General features: G+C 51.3%; 19 protein-coding genes and 1 pseudogene. 14 read left to right on the top strand and 6 right to left on the bottom strand.

What is annotated here, in order from left to right; translation table 11 throughout:
* Positions 1–180 precede the first annotated feature (180 nt).
* Together B3C1_RS20350 and B3C1_RS17435 are read left to right on the top strand one after the other, a co-directional pair.
* Positions 181–357 (top strand): hypothetical protein, encoded by a 177-nt coding sequence (locus tag B3C1_RS20350; RefSeq protein WP_156804620.1) that lies wholly within the window; start codon positions 181–183, stop codon positions 355–357.
* A gap of 89 nt (positions 358–446) precedes the next feature.
* The gene (locus B3C1_RS17435) at positions 447–818 is read left to right on the top strand and encodes a lysozyme inhibitor LprI family protein (protein WP_008486443.1); all 372 of its coding nucleotides are present in this window, start codon (positions 447–449) and stop codon (positions 816–818) included.
* Here the strand turns inward: B3C1_RS17435 and B3C1_RS17430 are convergent.
* Positions 815–1,201: a hypothetical protein gene (locus B3C1_RS17430; protein ID WP_008486441.1), complete on the bottom strand. Its 387-nt coding sequence runs from the start codon at positions 1,199–1,201 to the stop codon at positions 815–817. The two genes, B3C1_RS17435 and B3C1_RS17430, sit on opposite strands and share 4 nt — an antisense overlap.
* A 74-nt stretch (positions 1,202–1,275) precedes the next feature.
* Here B3C1_RS17430 and B3C1_RS17425 point away from each other — a divergent pair, with 74 nt between their 5' ends.
* Genes B3C1_RS17425 through B3C1_RS17415 form a run of 3 tightly spaced genes read left to right on the top strand, consistent with a single transcriptional unit; the run spans position 1,276 to position 2,798 of the window.
* On the top strand, positions 1,276–1,908 hold the full coding sequence (locus B3C1_RS17425) for a LysE family translocator (protein ID WP_008486440.1): 633 nt from the start codon (positions 1,276–1,278) through the stop codon (positions 1,906–1,908).
* A 1-nt stretch (position 1,909) separates the two neighbouring features.
* Positions 1,910–2,431, top strand: a complete 522-nt coding sequence (locus tag B3C1_RS17420; RefSeq protein ID WP_008486439.1) for a GNAT family N-acetyltransferase — start codon at positions 1,910–1,912, stop codon at positions 2,429–2,431.
* Positions 2,432–2,441: 10 nt separating this feature from the next.
* Positions 2,442–2,798 (top strand): DUF1304 domain-containing protein, encoded by a 357-nt coding sequence (locus B3C1_RS17415; protein WP_008486438.1) that lies wholly within the window; start codon positions 2,442–2,444, stop codon positions 2,796–2,798.
* A 43-nt stretch (positions 2,799–2,841) separates the two neighbouring features.
* Here the strand turns inward: B3C1_RS17415 and B3C1_RS17410 are convergent, their stop codons facing one another.
* The gene (locus tag B3C1_RS17410; protein ID WP_008486437.1) at positions 2,842–3,411 is read right to left on the bottom strand and encodes a hypothetical protein; all 570 of its coding nucleotides are present in this window, start codon (positions 3,409–3,411) and stop codon (positions 2,842–2,844) included.
* 302 nt (positions 3,412–3,713) lie between these two features.
* Here B3C1_RS17410 and B3C1_RS17405 point away from each other — a divergent pair, with 302 nt between their 5' ends.
* Together B3C1_RS17405 and B3C1_RS17400 are read left to right on the top strand one after the other, a co-directional pair.
* Complete coding sequence (locus tag B3C1_RS17405) at positions 3,714–4,052, top strand: tRNA-binding protein (RefSeq protein ID WP_008486436.1); 339 nt, start codon at positions 3,714–3,716, stop codon at positions 4,050–4,052.
* 14 nt (positions 4,053–4,066) lie between these two features.
* Positions 4,067–4,681 carry a flavin reductase family protein gene (locus B3C1_RS17400; protein WP_008486435.1) on the top strand — a complete coding sequence of 205 codons (615 nt, stop codon included), beginning with the start codon at positions 4,067–4,069 and terminating at the stop codon, positions 4,679–4,681.
* Positions 4,682–4,711: 30 nt separating this feature from the next.
* Here B3C1_RS17400 and cobO read toward each other — a convergent pair whose 3' ends face one another.
* Entirely contained in the window at positions 4,712–5,293 is a 582-nt protein-coding gene (gene cobO / locus B3C1_RS17395) for a cob(I)yrinic acid a,c-diamide adenosyltransferase (RefSeq protein ID WP_008486434.1), read from the bottom strand.
* Positions 5,294–5,363: 70 nt separating this feature from the next.
* Between cobO and metH the strand changes: the two genes are divergently transcribed.
* A complete protein-coding gene (gene metH, locus B3C1_RS17390) occupies positions 5,364–9,017 on the top strand; it encodes a methionine synthase (RefSeq protein WP_008486433.1) in 3,654 nt (1,217 codons plus the stop codon).
* An 802-nt stretch (positions 9,018–9,819) separates the two neighbouring features.
* Here metH and B3C1_RS17385 read toward each other — a convergent pair.
* The gene (locus tag B3C1_RS17385) at positions 9,820–10,182 is read right to left on the bottom strand and encodes a transposase (protein ID WP_008486431.1); all 363 of its coding nucleotides are present in this window, start codon (positions 10,180–10,182) and stop codon (positions 9,820–9,822) included.
* A 496-nt stretch (positions 10,183–10,678) separates the two neighbouring features.
* Here B3C1_RS17385 and B3C1_RS20345 point away from each other — a divergent pair, with 496 nt between their 5' ends.
* The 6 genes from B3C1_RS20345 to B3C1_RS20330 are packed head-to-tail and all read left to right on the top strand — an operon-like array spanning position 10,679 to position 15,194.
* Complete coding sequence (locus tag B3C1_RS20345; protein WP_156804619.1) at positions 10,679–10,927, top strand: hypothetical protein; 249 nt, start codon at positions 10,679–10,681, stop codon at positions 10,925–10,927.
* Entirely contained in the window at positions 10,920–11,876 is a 957-nt protein-coding gene (locus tag B3C1_RS19950) for a DHH family phosphoesterase (protein ID WP_083858389.1), read from the top strand. The genes B3C1_RS20345 and B3C1_RS19950 overlap by 8 nt, the downstream gene beginning before the upstream one ends.
* Positions 11,877–11,886: 10 nt before the next feature.
* Positions 11,887–12,783 (top strand): HTH domain-containing protein, encoded by an 897-nt coding sequence (locus B3C1_RS19945; RefSeq protein ID WP_083858388.1) that lies wholly within the window; start codon positions 11,887–11,889, stop codon positions 12,781–12,783.
* A 1-nt stretch (position 12,784) separates the two neighbouring features.
* On the top strand, positions 12,785–13,666 hold the full coding sequence (locus B3C1_RS20340) for a hypothetical protein (protein ID WP_156804618.1): 882 nt from the start codon (positions 12,785–12,787) through the stop codon (positions 13,664–13,666).
* Entirely contained in the window at positions 13,667–14,632 is a 966-nt protein-coding gene (locus B3C1_RS20335) for an AIR synthase related protein (protein WP_156804617.1), read from the top strand.
* Position 14,633: 1 nt separating this feature from the next.
* The gene (locus B3C1_RS20330; RefSeq protein ID WP_008486429.1) at positions 14,634–15,194 is read left to right on the top strand and encodes a nucleotidyl transferase family protein; all 561 of its coding nucleotides are present in this window, start codon (positions 14,634–14,636) and stop codon (positions 15,192–15,194) included.
* Between the two features lie 1,237 nt (positions 15,195–16,431).
* On the opposite strand, the gene B3C1_RS17370 is transcribed toward B3C1_RS20330, so the two are convergent.
* Both B3C1_RS17370 and B3C1_RS20485 read right to left on the bottom strand, forming a co-directional pair.
* Positions 16,432–17,388, bottom strand: a complete 957-nt coding sequence (locus tag B3C1_RS17370) for a transposase (RefSeq protein WP_008486427.1) — start codon at positions 17,386–17,388, stop codon at positions 16,432–16,434.
* Between the two features lie 569 nt (positions 17,389–17,957).
* Positions 17,958–18,378: pseudogene (locus B3C1_RS20485) on the bottom strand (alpha-amylase family glycosyl hydrolase); the annotation flags it as partial.

Genomic DNA, 18,378 nt, shown 5'->3' with positions numbered 1-18,378 from the left:
TGAAGCACGACCGGCACTCGAAGAAAACAACCATCTACTGCATGGTGCCATGCCCCAAGGGCCGGCCTGTGCCACCGTCATTTCTCCAAGATGAAAAACAGCCACTGGCGCGGTTCCCACGTTAAAAGCGCCCGGCAACTCGATAACGACAAATTTCATTTCAAAGAGGTGGAGTAGACAATGCGCGACGTACAAGTAGCCATGATGGACGCAGAGCTGAATACCCAAAGCTTCCAGGACAAGGAGCAGGGCAGCCAGGCCAGCCTTCGCGAGGTGCGCCCAGAAGACAGCTACAACGGCTGGAGCACCGACGCCATTCTTACCCAGGAAGAACGCCAATTCATCATGGCCCTCTGAACCCATTTCCCGTTGCCGGCCGCTGCCCCAGGGGCTAAAGTGGCCGGCCTGGCGCCCAGGGCGGGCGCCCACCCATCAAGGATGTCTCGATGAAATACCTTTCCCTGCTGGCCCTGATGGCCACCGCTGGCTTTGCCCAGGACTTCCAGGCCCAATACGATCAGTGCGTCAAGGACAACGGCCCCATCAACAACGGGGTGGTGGACTATTGCGCCGGCACCGTGGCCGACAGCGCCGACAAGGCCATCAAAGCCAAGGTCAAGGCCATCGCCAAGACCATCGCTGCCGACAACAGCGAAGAAGCCGCAGAGGATTTCACCCGTTTTGAAGACAACTGGCGCCAGTACCGTGACCAGCTGTGCAACTACAAAGGCTATTACGTGGGCTCCCCCATGTACGCCTATTGCCCCATGGAAGAAAACATCGCCCACCTGGCGGTGCTGGAAGAGCTGGGCTTCTAAGCTCGGCTGGCCTCGGTAAAACCCAGGTGATGCATCACTTCGCGCAGGGTCAGCAGCCATGACACCTGGGCCGGGCTGAAGGCCGGGCCGCCCACATAGGAGCGACGCTCGGCGGCCCTGGCCAAATCCCCGAAGGCCGCTTCCACGGCGGCCAGTGCCAACGGCAAGTCAAAGGCGTTGGCGCCGGGACCATCGAGCTTAAGCGCGGTGCCCGGCGGCAGGTCCCGGGCCAGGGGCATGATCACCTCTTCCAATTGGCCTATGGCCGCCTCCAATGCCATGGCCGTGGGCGGCTCGCCATCCAGGGCCGGCTGCGGCAGGGCCCAGCGCCTGTCCCCATGGCCAAGCCAGCTTTCCTGGCCCAGGTAAAGTCGGGTTCCCATGATGTGAAGTCCTTGATAAGCCTTGTGCTTCATTGTCATAGTGTCTCACTTCCCCCTGCGGAGCTACCCTCGCCATGTTAGGTACCCAAGATCTGCTGCTGTTTATGCTGTCGGGGCTGCTGCTCAATATGATCCCCGGGCCCGATTCCCTGTTGATCATGGCCCGCAGCGCCAGCCAGGGTTGGCGGGCCGGATCGGCGGCGGCCCTTGGCATAGGCGCCGGCACCCTGGTGCATATACTGGCGGCGGCCCTGGGGCTGTCGGCGCTGCTGGCCACCTCGGCTACCGCCTTCACCCTGGTCAAGTTGCTGGGGGCCTGTTACCTGCTGTATATGGGCCTGAGCATGCTGCTGGCCAAAGGCAGGGAAAAGGCCCAGCCCCATGCCCTCAAGCCACAGCGCTTGGCGCGTACCTTTGCCCAGGGCTTTTTAACCAATGTGCTCAACCCCAAAGTGGCCCTGTTCTTTTTGGCCTTTGTGCCCCAGTTCATCCGCCCCGACGCCCCGGACAAGGCCCTGGCCTTCGTGTTCCTGGGGCTGGTGTTTAACCTCAACGGCATGCTCTGGTGCCATGGCCTGGAGCTCTTTACCGCCTACGCCAGCAGCAAGGTCAAGGCCAGCCAGCGCCTGGCCCTGTGGCTGGGCCGCAGCATGGGGGCGCTGTTTTTGGGCCTGGGGGCTCGCCTGGCCTTGTCGGACAATCACTGATATGAAACTCATCCATTGCACCCAGGCTCGCCACGGCGACGCCATACTGGCCATCTTCAACGACGCCATACTGCACTCCACCGCCCTCTACGATTACCAGCCCCGCACCCAGGCTGACATGGACCAGTGGTTTGCCGACAAGGCCGCCCACCAATACCCGGTGCTGGGCCTGGAAGACGACAGCGGCGCCCTGATGGGCTTTGCCAGTTACGGCCCCTTTCGGCCCAGGCCCGCCAACAAGTACACGGTGGAACACTCCCTCTACCTGCACCCGGGCCACAGGGGCAAAGGCCTTGGCAAGGTGCTGCTCAAGGCCATTATCGACGCGGCCCGGGGCCAGCAATACCACGTGCTGGTGGGGGGCATAGATGCGGCCAACGAAGCCAGCAAGGCCCTGCACCTCAAACTGGGCTTTGTCCACGCCGGCACCTTGACGGAGGTGGCCTTCAAATTCGGCCGCTGGCTGGACTTGGCTTTTTACCAATTGACCCTGGACACCCCGGCCCAGCCGGTGGACGGCTAAAGGAGAAGACATGCTGATAACCCAACTGCTGGCGGCCCTGGTGGCGGCCATTCATGGTTACATCTTGGTGCTGGAAATGTTCCTTTGGGACAAGCCTGCCGGGCGCCGCGCCTTTGGCATGAGCGCCGAGCAGGCCGCCCAGACCAAGGTGTTGGCCGCCAACCAAGGGCTCTACAACGGCTTCTTGGCCGCCGGCCTGGTGTGGGGCCTGTGGCTGGGAGCGGCAGGTCTTGGGGTACTGGGCTTCTTCCTCGGCTGTGTGCTGGTGGCGGGGGTCTATGGTGCCCTGACCGCCAGCCGCAAGATCCTGTTCGTGCAGGCCCTGCCGGCAGCCCTGGCCCTTATCAGCCTGGGAGCTGGCTGGTAACAAAAAAGGCGCCAAGGGCGCCTTTTTCAATGGGCCTTTGCCCTTAAGCGGTGGCCGGTTCCTTTTTGGCGGCTGCCTTGGCCGGGGCCTTGGCGGGAGCCGGGCTGCTCTTGTCCAGGCAGGCCTTTTCAAACCAGCCCTTATAAGCCCCCTGGATCTCGCTCAGGGTGGCCAACTGGGCGTTTAGCCCGGCCTGGTACTGCTTGACGGCGTCCAAGGTGGAGCTCAGGTAGCCGGCCATCATTACCTGGGGCGTTTTCGGCTCCTTGGCCAGGGCCACCAGGGATTCCCCATAGGCCTGGGTGGCCTTGAGGGACTGGTTGTAATGGTCCCAGAGCTTGGCGGTGCTGCTGTTTTGCAGCTCGGTCAGTTCCGCCAGGGCCTCGCTGTCCAGGGCCGGGGCCTTGGCGAAGCCGTCCAGGTCCGGCTTCCAGTTCAGGTCCTTGACGCTGGCCAGGAAGGTCTCGCTGGCTTGCACCGCGTCCTTGATGGGGGCATAGGCGTTGAACAGATCAAAGCCCTTGGTCAGGGAATGGCTGTAAAAGTCCTTCCACTCGGCCAGGGCCTGGGTCAGGCTGGGGTCGACAAAGTCTTCCGCTTTAAAAGCGTTCATGGTGTGTCCTCAAAGGTAGTGTGGGGGAGACGGGCAAGGCCCGACAGCAACGCGCAGCGGCGGGAAAGGCGCGGGATCCCAAACTCTGTCGGCCTTCCCTGAACACATAACGCGCAAGGTTAAGCTATAGCCCATTTCTGGCAGTAGCATGAAAATTAACCACCCAGGCTGTGATCTTTTTTCAAAATGGTGCCCCGCTCAGACTTCAAAAACCAAGCTGTTGATGCGTATAGTGAAATCCTGTAACTGCCAGCAACAGGGCCAACCGGCAGAGGCCGGCCTGGCACCAGGGAGTCGTTCTGATGGAAACCATCGGCTTTGAGGACTTTTTAAAAGTCGAACTGAGGGTAGGGCAGGTAGTGGCTGCCGAGCCTTTCAAAGAAGCCCGCAAACCGGCTTATGTGCTGCACGTGGATTTCGGCCCTGAGCTGGGGGTGCGAAAGTCCTCGGCGCAGATCACCGACCACTACCAGCCCGAAGAACTGGTGGGCCGCCAGGTGGTGGCTGTGGTCAATTTTCCGAAAAAACAGATAGGGCCTTTGATGTCCGAATGCCTGGTGACCGGCTTTCATGACCAGAACGGCGCCGTGGCCCTGTGCATACCCGACAAAACCGTGCCGCTGGGCACCCGCCTGCTGTAAATAACGAGTGTCAGATGTCCGATCGTCATTTCTACGAACCCACCAAAGGCCACGGCCTGCCCCACGACCCTTTTAACGCCATCATCGCGCCTCGGCCCATCGGCTGGATCTCCAGCCAAAGTGGAGGCGGCGTGCTGAACCTGGCGCCCTACAGTTTTTTCAACGCCTTTAACTACGTGCCGCCCATCATCGGCTTTGCCAGCATCGGCGCCAAAGACAGCCTCAACAACATCCAAGAGACCGGCGAGTTTTGCTGGAACCTGGTCACCAAGCCCCTGGCAGAAAAAATGAACCAAACCTGCGCCGGCGTCGGCCCGGAGGTGGACGAATTTCAGCTAGCGGGGCTGACCCCCAAGGCCTCAAGCGTGGTCGCCGTGCCCCATGTGGCCGAGACCCCGGTAGCCTTTGAGTGCAAGCTCAGCCAATGCATCCAGCTCACCACGGCGGCAGGGGAAGCGGTAGACAGCTGGCTGGTGCTGGGGGAAGTGGTAGGGGTGCATATCGACAAAAGCCTCTTAAAAGACGGCATCTTCGACACCGCCGCCGCCCAGCCGGCCCTTCGCGGTGGCGGCCCGGCCGATTACTTCACCATCAGCGAAACGCTTAAATTCCAGCTCTTTCGCCCCTGAAAAAAGCCCCGCTCTAGCGGGGCTTTTTTATCAGTAATCAAGGCCGAGCTGGGCCTTGATGCCGGCGTCAAAGGCGTGTTTGACCGGGCGAATCTCCGACACCGTATCGGCCATCTCCACAAGGCGGCGGTGGGCGCCTCGGCCGGTCACCACCACATGCTGCAGGGCAGGGCGGTTGGCAATGGCCTCCAGCACCTCGTCGATATTGAGGTAGTCATAGCTCAGCATGTAGGTAAGCTCGTCCAGCACAACGAGGTTAATAGCCGGGTCTTTAAGCCAGGCCTTGGCGTCATCCCACACCTTTTGGGCGGCGGCCATATCCAGCTCGCGGCTCTGGGTTTCCCAGGTAAAGCCGGTGGCCATTACCGCGAAGGGTACGCCGTGGCTCTGTAACAGGTCGCGCTCGCCGCAGGCCCAGCTACCTTTTATAAACTGCGCCACGGCTGCCGTTTGGCCATGGCCCACGGCCCGGCACACTGTGCCAAAAGCGGCGGTGGATTTGCCTTTGCCGTTGCCGGTTAACACCAGCAGGATGCCTTTCTCATCTGTGGCGGCCTCGATACGGGCGTCGACCTTTTCTTTGAGCCGCTGTTGGCGCTCTTGGTGGGACATTAGGGCTACCTGTTTTTTGCCAATTTGCGTATTATGGCCGTCCAAACGTATAAACGTCCAATGGTGTCCGATGTCCGAACAACTCCTTGCCGCTCTCAAAGACCGCATCCTCATTATCGACGGCGGCATGGGCACCATGATCCAGAACCGCCAGTTGGAGGAGAACGACTTTCGCGGCGACAGGTTCGCCGATTGGCCGAGCGATCTCAAGGGTAACAATGACTTATTGGTGCTTACCCAGCCCAAGGTCATCAAGGACATCCACCGCCAGTACCTGCTGGCGGGGGCCGACATCATCGAGACCAACAGCTTTAACGCCACCCCCATCGCCATGGCAGACTACGGCATGGAGGCGCTGTCCAAAGAGATAAACCTCGAAGCGGCCCGCCTGGCCCGCCAGGCCGCCGATGAAGTGGCAAGTGAAACCGGCATTGCCCGCTTCGTTGCCGGGGTATTGGGCCCCACCAACCGTACCTGCTCCATCAGCCCCGATGTCAACGACCCCGGCTTTCGCAACGTCAGCTTTGACCAGCTGGTCGCGGCCTACACCGAGTCTACCGAGGCGCTGATTGACGGCGGCGCCGACATCATACTGGTGGAAACCATCTTCGATACCTTGAACGCCAAGGCGGCGCTCTTTGCGGTAGACGCGCTTTTTGAGCAAAAGGGGATCAAGCTGCCGGTGATGATCTCCGGCACCATTACCGACGCCTCAGGCCGTACCCTTACCGGCCAGACCACCGAAGCCTTTTACAACTCGCTGCGCCACGTGCGGCCGCTGTCCATGGGCCTTAACTGCGCCCTGGGCCCCAAGGAGCTGGCCCCTTATATAGAAGAGCTGTCACGCATTGCCGAGTGCTATGTGTCGGTGCACCCCAACGCCGGCCTGCCCAACGAATTTGGCGGCTACGACGAAACCCCCGAGCAGATGGTCGAATTTATCGGCCAGTGGGCCCTGGACGGCTGGCTGAACCTGGTGGGGGGCTGCTGCGGAACCACCCCTGCGCACATCAAGGCCATGGCCGAAGCGGTGAAGGGCCTTAAGCCCCGGGCGCTGCCGGACATCCCGGTAGCCACTCGCCTGGCTGGCCTTGAGCCCTGCAACATCTTTGCAGACAGCCTCTTTGTGAACGTGGGTGAGCGCACCAACGTCACCGGCTCGGCGCGGTTCTTGAAGCTCATCAAATCTGGCGATTACGAAACCGCCCTTGAGGTGGCGCGCCAGCAGGTGGAAGCCGGGGCGCAAATTATCGACATCAACATGGACGAAGGCATGCTCGATGCCGAAGCGGCCATGGTGCGCTTTTTAAACCTGATTGCCTCGGAGCCCGACATCAGCCGGGTGCCGATCATGATTGACTCCAGTAAATGGCACGCCATCGAAGCGGGCCTCAAATGCATTCAAGGCAAAGGCATTGTCAACTCCATCTCCATGAAAGAAGGGGTGGAGAACTTTAAAGCCCAGGCCCGGCTTATTCGCCGCTACGGCGCCGCCATGGTGGTCATGGCCTTTGACGAAGACGGCCAGGCCGATACCTACCAGCGCAAGGTGGAAATTTGCACCCGCGCCTACCGCATCTTGGTAGACGAAGTGGATTTCCCCCCCGAAGACATCATCTTCGACCCCAACATCTTCGCCGTAGCCACCGGCATCGACGAGCACAACGACTACGGCGTCGCCTTTATCGAGGCCTGCCGCACCATTCGCGACACGCTTCCTCATGCCCGTATCTCCGGCGGGGTCAGTAACGTCAGCTTCTCGTTCCGGGGCAACAACCCGGTGCGCGAAGCCATCCACGCCGTGTTCCTCTACCACGCCATCAAGGCGGGGCTGAGCATGGGTATCGTCAACGCTGGCCAGCTGGCCATTTATGACGATATCGACGACAAGCTCCGTGAAGCGGTGGAAGACGTGGTGATGAACCGCCGCGATGATTCCACCGAGCGGCTGCTGGCCATTGCCGACGACTACCGGGGCGACGGCACCGAGAAAGAAGCCCAAACCCAGGCCTGGCGCGAACTGCCGGTCAATAAACGCCTGGAATACGCCCTGGTTAAAGGCATTACCGATTTTATCGACGAAGACACCGAACTGGCCCGCGCCGCCGCCACCCGCCCGCTGGATGTAATAGAAGGGCCGCTGATGGACGGCATGAACGTGGTGGGGGACCTCTTTGGTGCCGGCAAGATGTTCCTGCCCCAGGTGGTGAAATCCGCGCGGGTCATGAAAAAGGCGGTGGCCTACCTCACCCCTTATATCGAGGCCGAGAAAGAAGAGGGCAAGTCCAACGGCCGGGTGGTGATGGCCACCGTCAAAGGTGACGTGCACGACATCGGCAAGAACATTGTTGGCGTGGTGCTGCAATGTAACGGCTTTGAGGTGATTGACCTTGGAGTGATGGTGTCGGTCGAGAAGATCATCGAGGCCGCCAAAACCCACAACGCCGACGTGATTGGCATGTCGGGGCTCATTACCCCGTCGCTGGACGAGATGATCCACAACGTCAAAGCCTTTAAAAAGGCCGGGATCAGCCTGCCGGTTATTATTGGTGGCGCCACCACCTCGAAAATCCACACCGCCGTGAAAATAGCCCCCCACTACGAGCACGGCGCCCTGTACGTAGCGGACGCCTCGCGCACCGTGCCGGTGGTCAGCAAGCTCATCGGCGGCGGCCGCGACGCCCTGGTGGCCCAGGAGTACAAAGAGTACGACATCATGCGCGAAAAGCGCCTCAGCCAAGGCCGCCGCAAGGCCCTGGTGAGCCTGGCCGCTGCCCGCGACAACCGCGCCAGCACCGACTGGGCCAACTACCAGCCCTTCAAGCCCAACAAGCTGGGCATCCAGGTGTTTGACGACTACCCCCTTGAAGATTTGATTGAGCGTATCGACTGGACACCGTTTTTCCGCTCCTGGGAGCTGCACGGCCGCTACCCGGACATCTTGAAAAACCCCACCGTCGGCGCCGAGGCCAAAGAGCTGTTCGACAACGCCCAGGCGATGCTCGAAAAAATCCTCAGCGAGAAATGGCTCACCGCCCGCGCCGTGATTGGCCTCTTCCCGGCCAACAGCGTCGACTTTGACGATATCGATATCGAAACCGATGAAGGCACGGTGCGCCTGCACCACCTTCGCCAGCAGATGGAGCGGGCCGGCAACCACAACTTTGCCCTGTCAGACTTCGTAGCCCCCAAAGGCACGGTGCAAGACTACATGGGCGGCTTTGCGGTAACCGCCGGTATCGGCATCGACCCATATGTAGAAGCGTTCGAAAAAGCCGGGGACGATTATTCGGCCATTATGCTCAAAGCCCTGGCCGACCGTTTGGCAGAAGCCTTTGCCGAGCGCATGCACGAGCGGGTGCGTAAAGAGTTCTGGGGCTACGCCGCCGATGAGGCGCTGAATAACGAAGATCTTATTCGTGAGCGCTACAAAGGCATACGCCCAGCCCCCGGCTACCCCGCCTGCCCGGATCACACCGAGAAAGGGCTCTTATGGGAGATTCTGAAGCCCGATCAGCGTATCGGCCTTAATATCACCGAGAGCTTTGCCATGTTCCCCACCGCCGCCGTGTCCGGCTGGTACTTTGCCAACCCCGAATCCCGCTACTTCGGCGTATCGGATATCGACCGTGACCAGGTGCAAGATTACGCGCGGCGTAAGGGCTGGACTATCGAGCAGACGGAAAGGTGGTTGGCGCCGATCCTCGGGTACGATCCAGAGTGAGTGACAAAAAAGCCGCGTTAAGCGGCTTTTTTGGTGAGGGAGGGTTCGTTTTCTTTGTGGGTAGCTGTCAAAGTGCTCGCTGTTGTCAGCCTTCCATGGCGGCTCCTTCCGGCTCGCACGTCCTGTGCTCGCGCTCAGCAGCATCGAAGCTGTGCTTCGACATACAAGCTTCGCCCCGACGCGTACTCACCTGCACCTAGGCGGCCCCTTCGCATCCCTGTCTCAGCTGCCCCTTCACTCCCTCCAGCAAAGCGCTGCACTTAACGGGCGTCAAAAGCGTGGGCTTCGATATTGCTCTTTTGACTCAGGTTAGGCGTATCACTTTTTTGCCAATTTTTGATGCCAAGCGGTTTACCCGTAACCTTGATGTGGTTATGGTGGTTTAAGTTGCGTTTATGTGAATGCTTAATGGAGTGGCAAGGACTGCCGGGAATAAGCAAAGGGATTTTGGGGACCACACCCAAGGGCGGTAGCGTGGGTTTTGGTTTGGTCAGGTTTCCATTAGCGCGTTGCGGATTTTGCAGGCTGCTAGCTTCCTTGTTGTTCGTTTAAATGCCGGGACTCGCCCCGGCGGGCGAGGCACTTTGTTTTCGCACAAAGTGCCCAAAGGCACCGCCCCGGCGTTACGCGATGTCCTTTCCTCTAGTCGCTTGCCGCTGACCGCTGCGTACGGTTCCCGACGCGTCCTCCGCTCGCTCGACATCCCTGTCTCGCGTCAGCTCACGCTCCTGGCGTAAAGGCGCTTTACTTAAAGGGGCTCCAAGAGCGGGTGGCTTCGTTGGGGTTTTGATTTTATAAAAGTTTAGAAGTGGATGTCCTTTGTTCTTAGCTTGCCAGCCAGGTACCGGCTAATGAGGAGTGGCAAAGAAAACAGCACCTCCCAGCGAGCCATCACCGCGTCATCGTCCACCGCCGCTGCGGCTTTGGCATCCGCATGCACCACCAGATGGTAATGATTGGACATCACCGCATAGGCACAAAGCTCAATGGTAAAGACAGATTGCAACACCTTCAGCCGGTCCATCACCCAGGCTTTGCGGTGACTGAAGTCCTGGCCAGTGAGGTTGTCTTTGCCACAGAGAAAGGCGCGGCGAACACAGCGGCAAATGCAGTGGTAGTAAGGCGTGTCGTTAATCGATACCAGTTCAGAGTGCGGGCGGGTCATGACGCTAATCCTTTAGCTAATGAGCTTTAAGCCTAGACCGCTAACGAATTCCTGTATAAACAGATGGGTGTCCTTTTTTACTTTTGAGCAAGATACTGAAAAATTAGCTAGATGTACAAATCAAAGAAATACCCAAAGGAAAAGCAGAGATCGAGGAAGCATCATTTATGATGTTCATATTTAAAAGGAAAAACTAGTTCAGGCATAAATAATCTTTGGGTGTTGGACGAATAAATTGTTAATTTTGATGGGTTTTCTGAAACACAATTTACCAAGATGGAGCTCAAAGATGGCAGACCAGTTATTGCTCCCGAAGCTTTAGAGGAAATGAAAGGGATGGAGTTTAAGCCAGATCGTAGACCTTATGTCTTTCTATTTTCTGACGAAGGAAAATGCATCGTGGTAGAGTTTAAATAACCAGAAACAGATCTAGCCGATTACCTCCAGCAGATGCCAATATATTGCCAACTAATTGCGAATTATGGTCAGGTAAAAGTTGAGATATGTCATTGGTGGAAAAATATTCAATGAAGCTGATCTGAATGAGTATGAAGAATCAGTTACTGGTTCTTGGTATAGAGATTCTATTCCAATTCGAGCTGTAAAAAAGAATGATCGCAGTGTGATTGCAGATATGAGACTTGAAGTAATTAGATTATCTGATATGGCAAAAAGAGCACACATAAGAAACAAGAGTTTCGCTGACAAATTGGGGCTAGATAAGCTAATTAATAATTATGAGTAATACACAATTTATTGAAACTAATGAAACTGTAATTGTTACCTCTGGTTCTGCTTATATAGACATAGACGTTCTCGCTTGTTCTTTAGCATTAAGTTGTTTACATAGACTATGTGGTAGAGAGTCAGTCGCATGTCATACAGGAAAAATGAATGGAACCATTCCCGAATATGTAAAAGTCGAAGTTAATGACTTATTTGAGAATGAATTACCCAGTTCGGGTAGATTTAAGTATGCATTAGTTGATATATCCAATCCTGAGTATTTTGAAAGTTTTGTTGATCATGAAAAAATCATCGAGATTTATGACCATCATTTTGGATTTGAAAAATATTGGAAAGATAAACTTGGCAAGTTTGTGCACATAAAACATGTAGGTTCGTGTGCAACATTGATATGGGAAAAATATGTCAAGCTTGAAAAAGTTCATCAACTTCCAGAGTCGATAGCTAAATTGCTTTATTTAGCAATAGTCTCCAACACATTAAACTTAAAAGCATTTGTAACAACTGACAGGGATATTGAAGCAAAAATTGGTATCGAGAAATTGGGATTTTTCAAATCGGAATTGATAACGGAGTACTATTCACATATTGAACATCAATTATTGAATGATTTTAAGAATGTTCTTCTAAATGACGTAAAAACTCACGATTGGAAAGGTGAAGATTGCTTCATTGGGCAACTTGAGATGTTAGATTCCGAAGAATTAATCGAAACATACTTTTTAACAGGTACTGCGACTAAATACATACAAGAAAAATACGCAACGAATGAACAACTTTGGTTTGTAGTTATTTCGGACATTAACAAAGGCTATAACTTGATTTTTACGGAAGATAGAAAAACTAAGCGTTTGATTGAAAGAAATTTTTCATTTACCTTTGATGGTAATTTCGCCAAGTCGGATAGGCTATGGATGCGAAAAGAGTTTATTCGAGACATGAGTTAAGGACAGTTTAATGGAAAAGAGTCTTCTAGACATAATACACATTGTCTTAGCTCAAGTTAAAAAACCCTTGACAGCGGAAGCGATCTTGAGAGAAATAGAATCAAATTGTTTATATGATTTCACAGGTAAAACTCCTAAAACAGCAATTAGAGCAAGGCTTGCTGAAAACATAGATCAATTAGAAAGCGCATCAAAATTTGTAAGGTTACAGAAAGGAACATTTGGTCTGAGAAAATGGCTGAATGACAGCCCCGGAAAGTATAAAGAGTACGAAGCGACAAAGAAAAGAAATCAGCTAATGGATGAATATTTACCTGTATTTGATAGAAATATCTTACCCCAAATAGTCTCCATCAACGGTTTAAACGAAGTTCCTATAGACTCTAATTGGTTCAAAGAAAATTGTACGCCTATGGTTAGGCATGAAGCTGAAGAAGATTATTCGGTTGTTCAATTAATCTCTGTTTTTATAATTAAATTTAAAGATAAAATCATAACTCACACTAGATCTGCAAAAGCTCCTGAGTCAAGGTTACATGGAGAACGGTCGATTATTTTTGGAGGGCATATTACATATGAAGAAGTTAACTCTTTATTTGACCCTTTTGACCCAGAGTCGACTCACCCATTTATTAAGCGAGAATTAGAAGAAGAAATTACCATTTCACCAGATTCAGTTATGACACCAATTGGCTTACTTTATGATTCTACAAGAGATGTAAGTAGTCAGCATTTGGGGCTGGTATATTTAGTTGAAATGATTAATGAAGATTACGAAGTTGGTGAGAAAGGCTACCACATTAATGATGAATTAACTCACATAAGTGATGTTATAAAAAACAAGACGGATTATGAGAATTGGTCGGTAGAACTTATAGATAAAATTTTAAATAAATGGAAATATTAACATGAATCAAAATGATATACATAGCGTTTATCTATCTCTAATAGCTAGTGTCGTTTTTCAAATTCTCTTTTGGATATTTAGTGCAATATACAACAAGTTAAAAAATGGATTTAAAGAAACTTCATTAAGTTTTTCGAGTCCGATTATTGCGATTTGGTTTACTCCAATTTTTATATTGTTAACATTGCTCTTTGTATATTTTAATAAAGTCGATATTTTAGTTGCTGCTTTGGTTATAAGCTATGCTCTTTTTATTACTACTTGGGTGTTAGCTAAGGAAATTCTCAATTTTAGAAAGGTAGGTATAGTTGGGGTTGATGTAAATATAGCTGAAGGTATTGATTATAAAAAAGCTTTAAAGCTCACAAAAAGAAACCTTAAGGTATTAGGTACTGGTGCTGATAAGTTGACTCAACTTGAAGATGAATTTTCGGAGGCGATAAATTCAGCTTCAAGGCAAAATAGAGTTCAGTTATTACTTTGTAATCCAAATAATAAAGCACTAGTGGAGATGGCACTCAATGATGGTAAGCAACAAAATGAATATGCTGACAATGTAAAGACTTCGTTGAACAGAATTAAAACAATCCATCAAAATACAGAAAAACTAGAAATTAGATTCTATGATGCAGAAATTCAAGAGGATATGCCTGTTTTTAGATTAATGTTTTTCAATGAACATTATTGTTTGTGCTCATTTAATTCGTTTGGAAACAACGATAAAGGAACATCTGCGCCTCAATTGCATCTGCACTGTCCTACTAATAATAACGGAAAACTTCTCTATTACAGAGCATTTGAGAATTATTTCAATGACTTATGGAAGCAGAGTGAAAAAAATAGGATTTACGACAAAGATGATTGGACAAAATTTGGACTATAAATGTTAGATTACGATCAAACCTATTTTGGATGTGGAAACAAGGTTCCTGCACATAGCCTTAAATCACTACTAGATGAGAATGATTATTCATTTTTAATACCAGATAATAATATTGTAAAAATTAACGATGAATTCTTAGTAAGTTCGATTGACACCGTGTTTCCGTTTACAAGTGATATTGCATTATTTACAAAGGCGACTGTGTTGCATTGTGCTAATGATTTATTCGCATCAGGAGTTTACCCGATTCAAGCAAACGTGAGTGTTGGTGTTAGCGCAAGCCTTAATGTTAATGAGATAAAACAATTATTTAATAGCTTGAAAGTAGCATTAAATGAGAGGGAAATAAACTCTTGTAATTACCACACATTTAGGGCCGATCAGACATCGGTCACAATAGCAATGAATGGCACAGCCAAAGAGTTAAAATCGAAAGCTAGATTGAGTGGCGAGTATGATATTTTTTTAACTAAACCTATTGGTTTTTGGACAACTCAAAAGCATAGAGCTGGTGATGCTAATCTTTGTTCAAAACAGTTGCTTTTAGAAAGTAATTCCACATGGTTATATTTTATTCAATCTGAATTAGTAAAGTACTCAACAGACATTTCAGGGTTTGGTTTAATTGGTCACATAGCCTCTTTTTTAAAAAGTCAGCAGTATTGTGCATCATTAGATTTGGATAGGATTATTAGTCCGCTAAATATAGATTTTGCTAACATCGAGCATTATTTAGGATGTTCAGCGAAATCTAATCTTGAGTCATTTGGAGCATGTGTTTCCTCAGTCGAAAGGTTAAATGATGTAGTGCTGGATGTGTTATTTGGTGGCGAAATAAATGGTCCGATCTTAATGATAGTTGAACAAGGTGCTGAATTAGGTATGTGGTTTGACAAGTTGATGCATATAGGCACAGCTTCACCTCATGTGAGTACTGAAAATCAAATAATAAAAGTTAGGGGTTAATATGAAAGTTGGGTCAATTCATGGAAGGTTTCAGCCATTTCACAATGAACATTTAGATTACGCTCTAGCAGCATTAAAATCCTGTGATTTTCTTTGGATTGGCATTACCCAGTACGATATTGAAGAATTAAAAAAGTGTAATGACTCTCCAAACAGAAGTGTTCTGTCATCAAATCCACTTACCTATTTGGAAAGGATCAATATTATAAAAGACGCGTTACTAGACGCGAATATCGATAGATCCAAATTTGATTTTATTCCATTCCCTATTGATGAACCTGAAAAACTTTACCAGTTTATTGATATTAATACTGTCTGCTTTACGACAATTAGGGAATCGTGGAATAAAGCTAAAGTAGAGCGCTTGTCACAAGCGGGCTATAAAGTTGAAGTACTATGGGAGAATCTTGAAGATAAAGTGGTTTCATCTACTTTGATTCGGGAATCTTTGTTAAATGGTAATGGGTTATGGAAAAAAATGGTTCAACCTTCAACACAGCGACACATTAGCTCCCTTGATATAGCTAATCGACTTCAAGAATATCTTCGACAGGAATCATAAGCTCCACGTTGTTAAGTTAGAAAATAAAAAATGACACCCATCTTCTGAGTAACCCAAAGACGTATTTCTTAAAGGTACTAGTTTCAGAAAACCGGGCATGCATTTAATTGGCTTTAACATCAGTAATAAAGGACACCCATCTTCTAAGTAGCCAAAAACGTATTTCTCAAAGGTGAAATAACAGAGGACGCCCATCTTCTGAATGGCCTCGAAATAAATAATAAAGGACACCCATCTTCTGAGTGTTCGAAATACGTGTTTCTTGAAGGTGTCGTATCCAGCAAGCCGGGCATGCCTTTAATTGGCTTTAAGGGTTATTGCATTTCGGTGGGCGTTGAAGTGATGATTTTTGGCCGCGCGGGAATGTCAGTGGCCACTGAAGCGGATCATTTGATCGGTATGAGTGGCTTACGCGGCTTTTATCGGTGGGCCGACCATATGCCACCGCTAGTTGGACGGGCATAGGTTTACGGCTCTCCTGTGACTATTAACACTGAACTTTTTAAAAAATGAAAGCCTAATCACGCAACCCCCCCAACATCCTCCGGTTGATTATGAAACTTAGAAACATCGTGGTGTTAGGCATGCTGATGCTGCTTGGCGCTTGCAGCAGCATGCCCCTTGGCACCATGTTCAAGATGGTTAAGCTAAACCCGTTAGAATTGCAAAAATAAAGGACACCCATCTTCTGAGCAGCCATAAAGAGTAAGCTCGACGTGTCTTCTCGTCGCCATATCAATACGCTTTGGGTGAGGGGGACTTCACGCTGATACCGTGTTTTGTTGTTAAAAATGCAAATCCAAGGCGAGCGAGATTATCAGCGGGTGCCGAAGGTCTGTGAGTGTGGCGGTGCAGGGGGAGTTAAGCGGCTTTTATCGGTGGGCCGACCACGTGCCGTCGGTGATGGGCTTTGGCGTAGGCACTTTGAGCCTGTTTTTGGCCAATCACAGAGCCACGGGAAAGCTGGTGTTGGCCAAGGGCGATAAGGAAGCTGTCGGCATTGAGGCCTAAGCGTTCCAGAATGGCGGGCGTCTCTTGGCTAAAAAAATAAAAAAGGACACCCATCTTCTGAGTGACCCCAATACGTATTTCTTGAAGGTGTCGGATCCAGCAAGCCGGACATGCCATTAATTAGCTTTAAGGGTTATTGCATTTCGGTGGACGTTGAAGTGATGATTTTTGGCCGTGCGGGGACGTCAGTGGTCACTGAAGTGGGTCATTTGATCGGTATGAGGGCTTACGCGGCCTTTATTGGTGGGCCTACTACGTGTCGTCGGTGGTGGGCTTTGGCGTAGGCACTTTGGGCTTGCTTGTGGCCAATCACCGTGCCACGGGAAAGCTGGTGTTGGCCAAGGGCGATAAGGAAGCTGTCGGCATCGAGGCCTAAGCGCTCCAAAATGGCAGGCGTCTCTTGGCTGATAAAGCCGCGTTTGTCTTGGCGCTGTGCCCGACCAGTCCAATCCACCAGCGCCAGGTAGTCAGCCAATGCAAAGGGGATACCTTTGGGGCTGTCTTTAAACTGGGTGACAAAGGGCAGTAACGCGGGCTTAGTGTCGTCTTCAGTATTAAGCCTTGCCGACAGTGACACATCAGCAGAGGCCTCAGGGGTATCCACTATCTTGGCGCGAAGGGGGTTGAGGTCCACATAGGCCATGCAGGCCAGTAACCCTGCTTCATCCAAAATGGCTTGGGACTTAAAACGTGCCTCCCAAAACCGGCCTTTGCAATGGTCCTCTTCATTGGCCCTACGGGCAATATGCTCGTTCAAGCAACGCATAAACCAAGATAGGTCACACAAGCGCTGCCGCAGTTTGTCGATATGTAACCGCGCCACAGTGCGTTCAGCGTCACAGGTTAGCTTACCGGTTCGGTAGCGACTGACCAGCAGCGGTAGTGAGAACAACTGCTCCCATCGCGCCATAACAGCCTCATCGTCTAACGCGGCTGCGGCTTTCGCATCCACATGCACCACCAGATGGTAATGATTGGACATCACCGCATAGGCGCACAGCTCGATGGTAAAGACAGATTGCAACACCTTCAGCCGCTCCATCACCCAAGCCTTGCGGTGGCTGAAGTCCTGGCCGGTGAGCGTGTCTTTGCCACAGAGAAAGGCACGGCGAACGCAGCGACCAATGCAGTGGTAGTAGGGCGTGTCGTTCACCGACACCAGTTCAGAGCGCGGGCGGGTCATGGCCGGAGCCTTTATCTAGAGAAGGGTCTTACAAGGCTAGTTTTCAAAATGCGACTTCGCCATGATTGGATGGGTGTCCTTTTTTTTCGTTTTTTTCGGTTCTTTTTTTCGGTTCTCACTGAGAGTAAATGATTTATCAGATGGTCCGACTTCAAGATAAGAAGCCGGTCCAATCAGCAAAAGGAGCCGGCGCATTTTTGCGCAGCCGCTTGAGTGGGACTGATGCATTAGTCTTGTAAAATAACGAGTTGCAGTTATTCTGACCAGTGGTCTAATGAGTGAAAACGAGCCAGCTTCATAACTATTGTTAGCTATTCAAGGAAAAATGACAGTATGAATGGAACGGACCTTAAAAGTCTGCTTGTTGGTATTTTAGTATTTAACAAAGGACACCCATCTTCTGAGTAGCCATAAAGAGTAAGCTCGACGTGTCTTCTCGTCGCCATATCAATACGCTTTGGGTGAGGGGGACTTCACGCTGATACCGCGTTTTGCTGTTAAAAGTGCAGATTCAAGGCGAGCGAGATTGTCAGCGGGCGCTGAGGATGTATGAGCGTGCTGTGAGGGTATTAAGCGGCTTTTATCGGTGGGCCGACCACGTGTCGTCGGTGGTGGGCTTTGGCATAGGCGCTCTGGGCTTGCTTGTGGCCAATCACAGAGCCACGGGACAGCTGGTGTTGGCCAAGAGCGATAAGGAAGCTGTCGGCATCGAGGCCTAAGCGTTCCAGAATGGCGGGCGTCTCTTGGCTGATGAAACCGCGTTTGTCTTGGCGCTGTGCCCGACCAGTCCAATCCACCAGCGCCAGGTAGTCAGCCAATGCAAAGGGGATACCTTTGGGGCTGTCTTTAAACTGGGTGACAAAGGGCAGTAACGCGGGCTTAGTGTCGTCTTCAGTATTAAGCCTTGCCGACAGTGACACATCAGCAGAGGCCTCAGGGGTATCGACTATCTTGGCGCGAAGCGGGTTGAGGTCCACATAGGCCATACAA

This window comes from Gallaecimonas xiamenensis 3-C-1, assembly GCF_000299915.1.
In the GTDB taxonomy this organism is placed as follows: domain Bacteria; phylum Pseudomonadota; class Gammaproteobacteria; order Enterobacterales; family Gallaecimonadaceae; genus Gallaecimonas; species Gallaecimonas xiamenensis.
The sequence above is the reverse complement of the archived record's forward strand: the minus strand, read 5'-3'. Positions and strand labels throughout refer to the sequence as shown.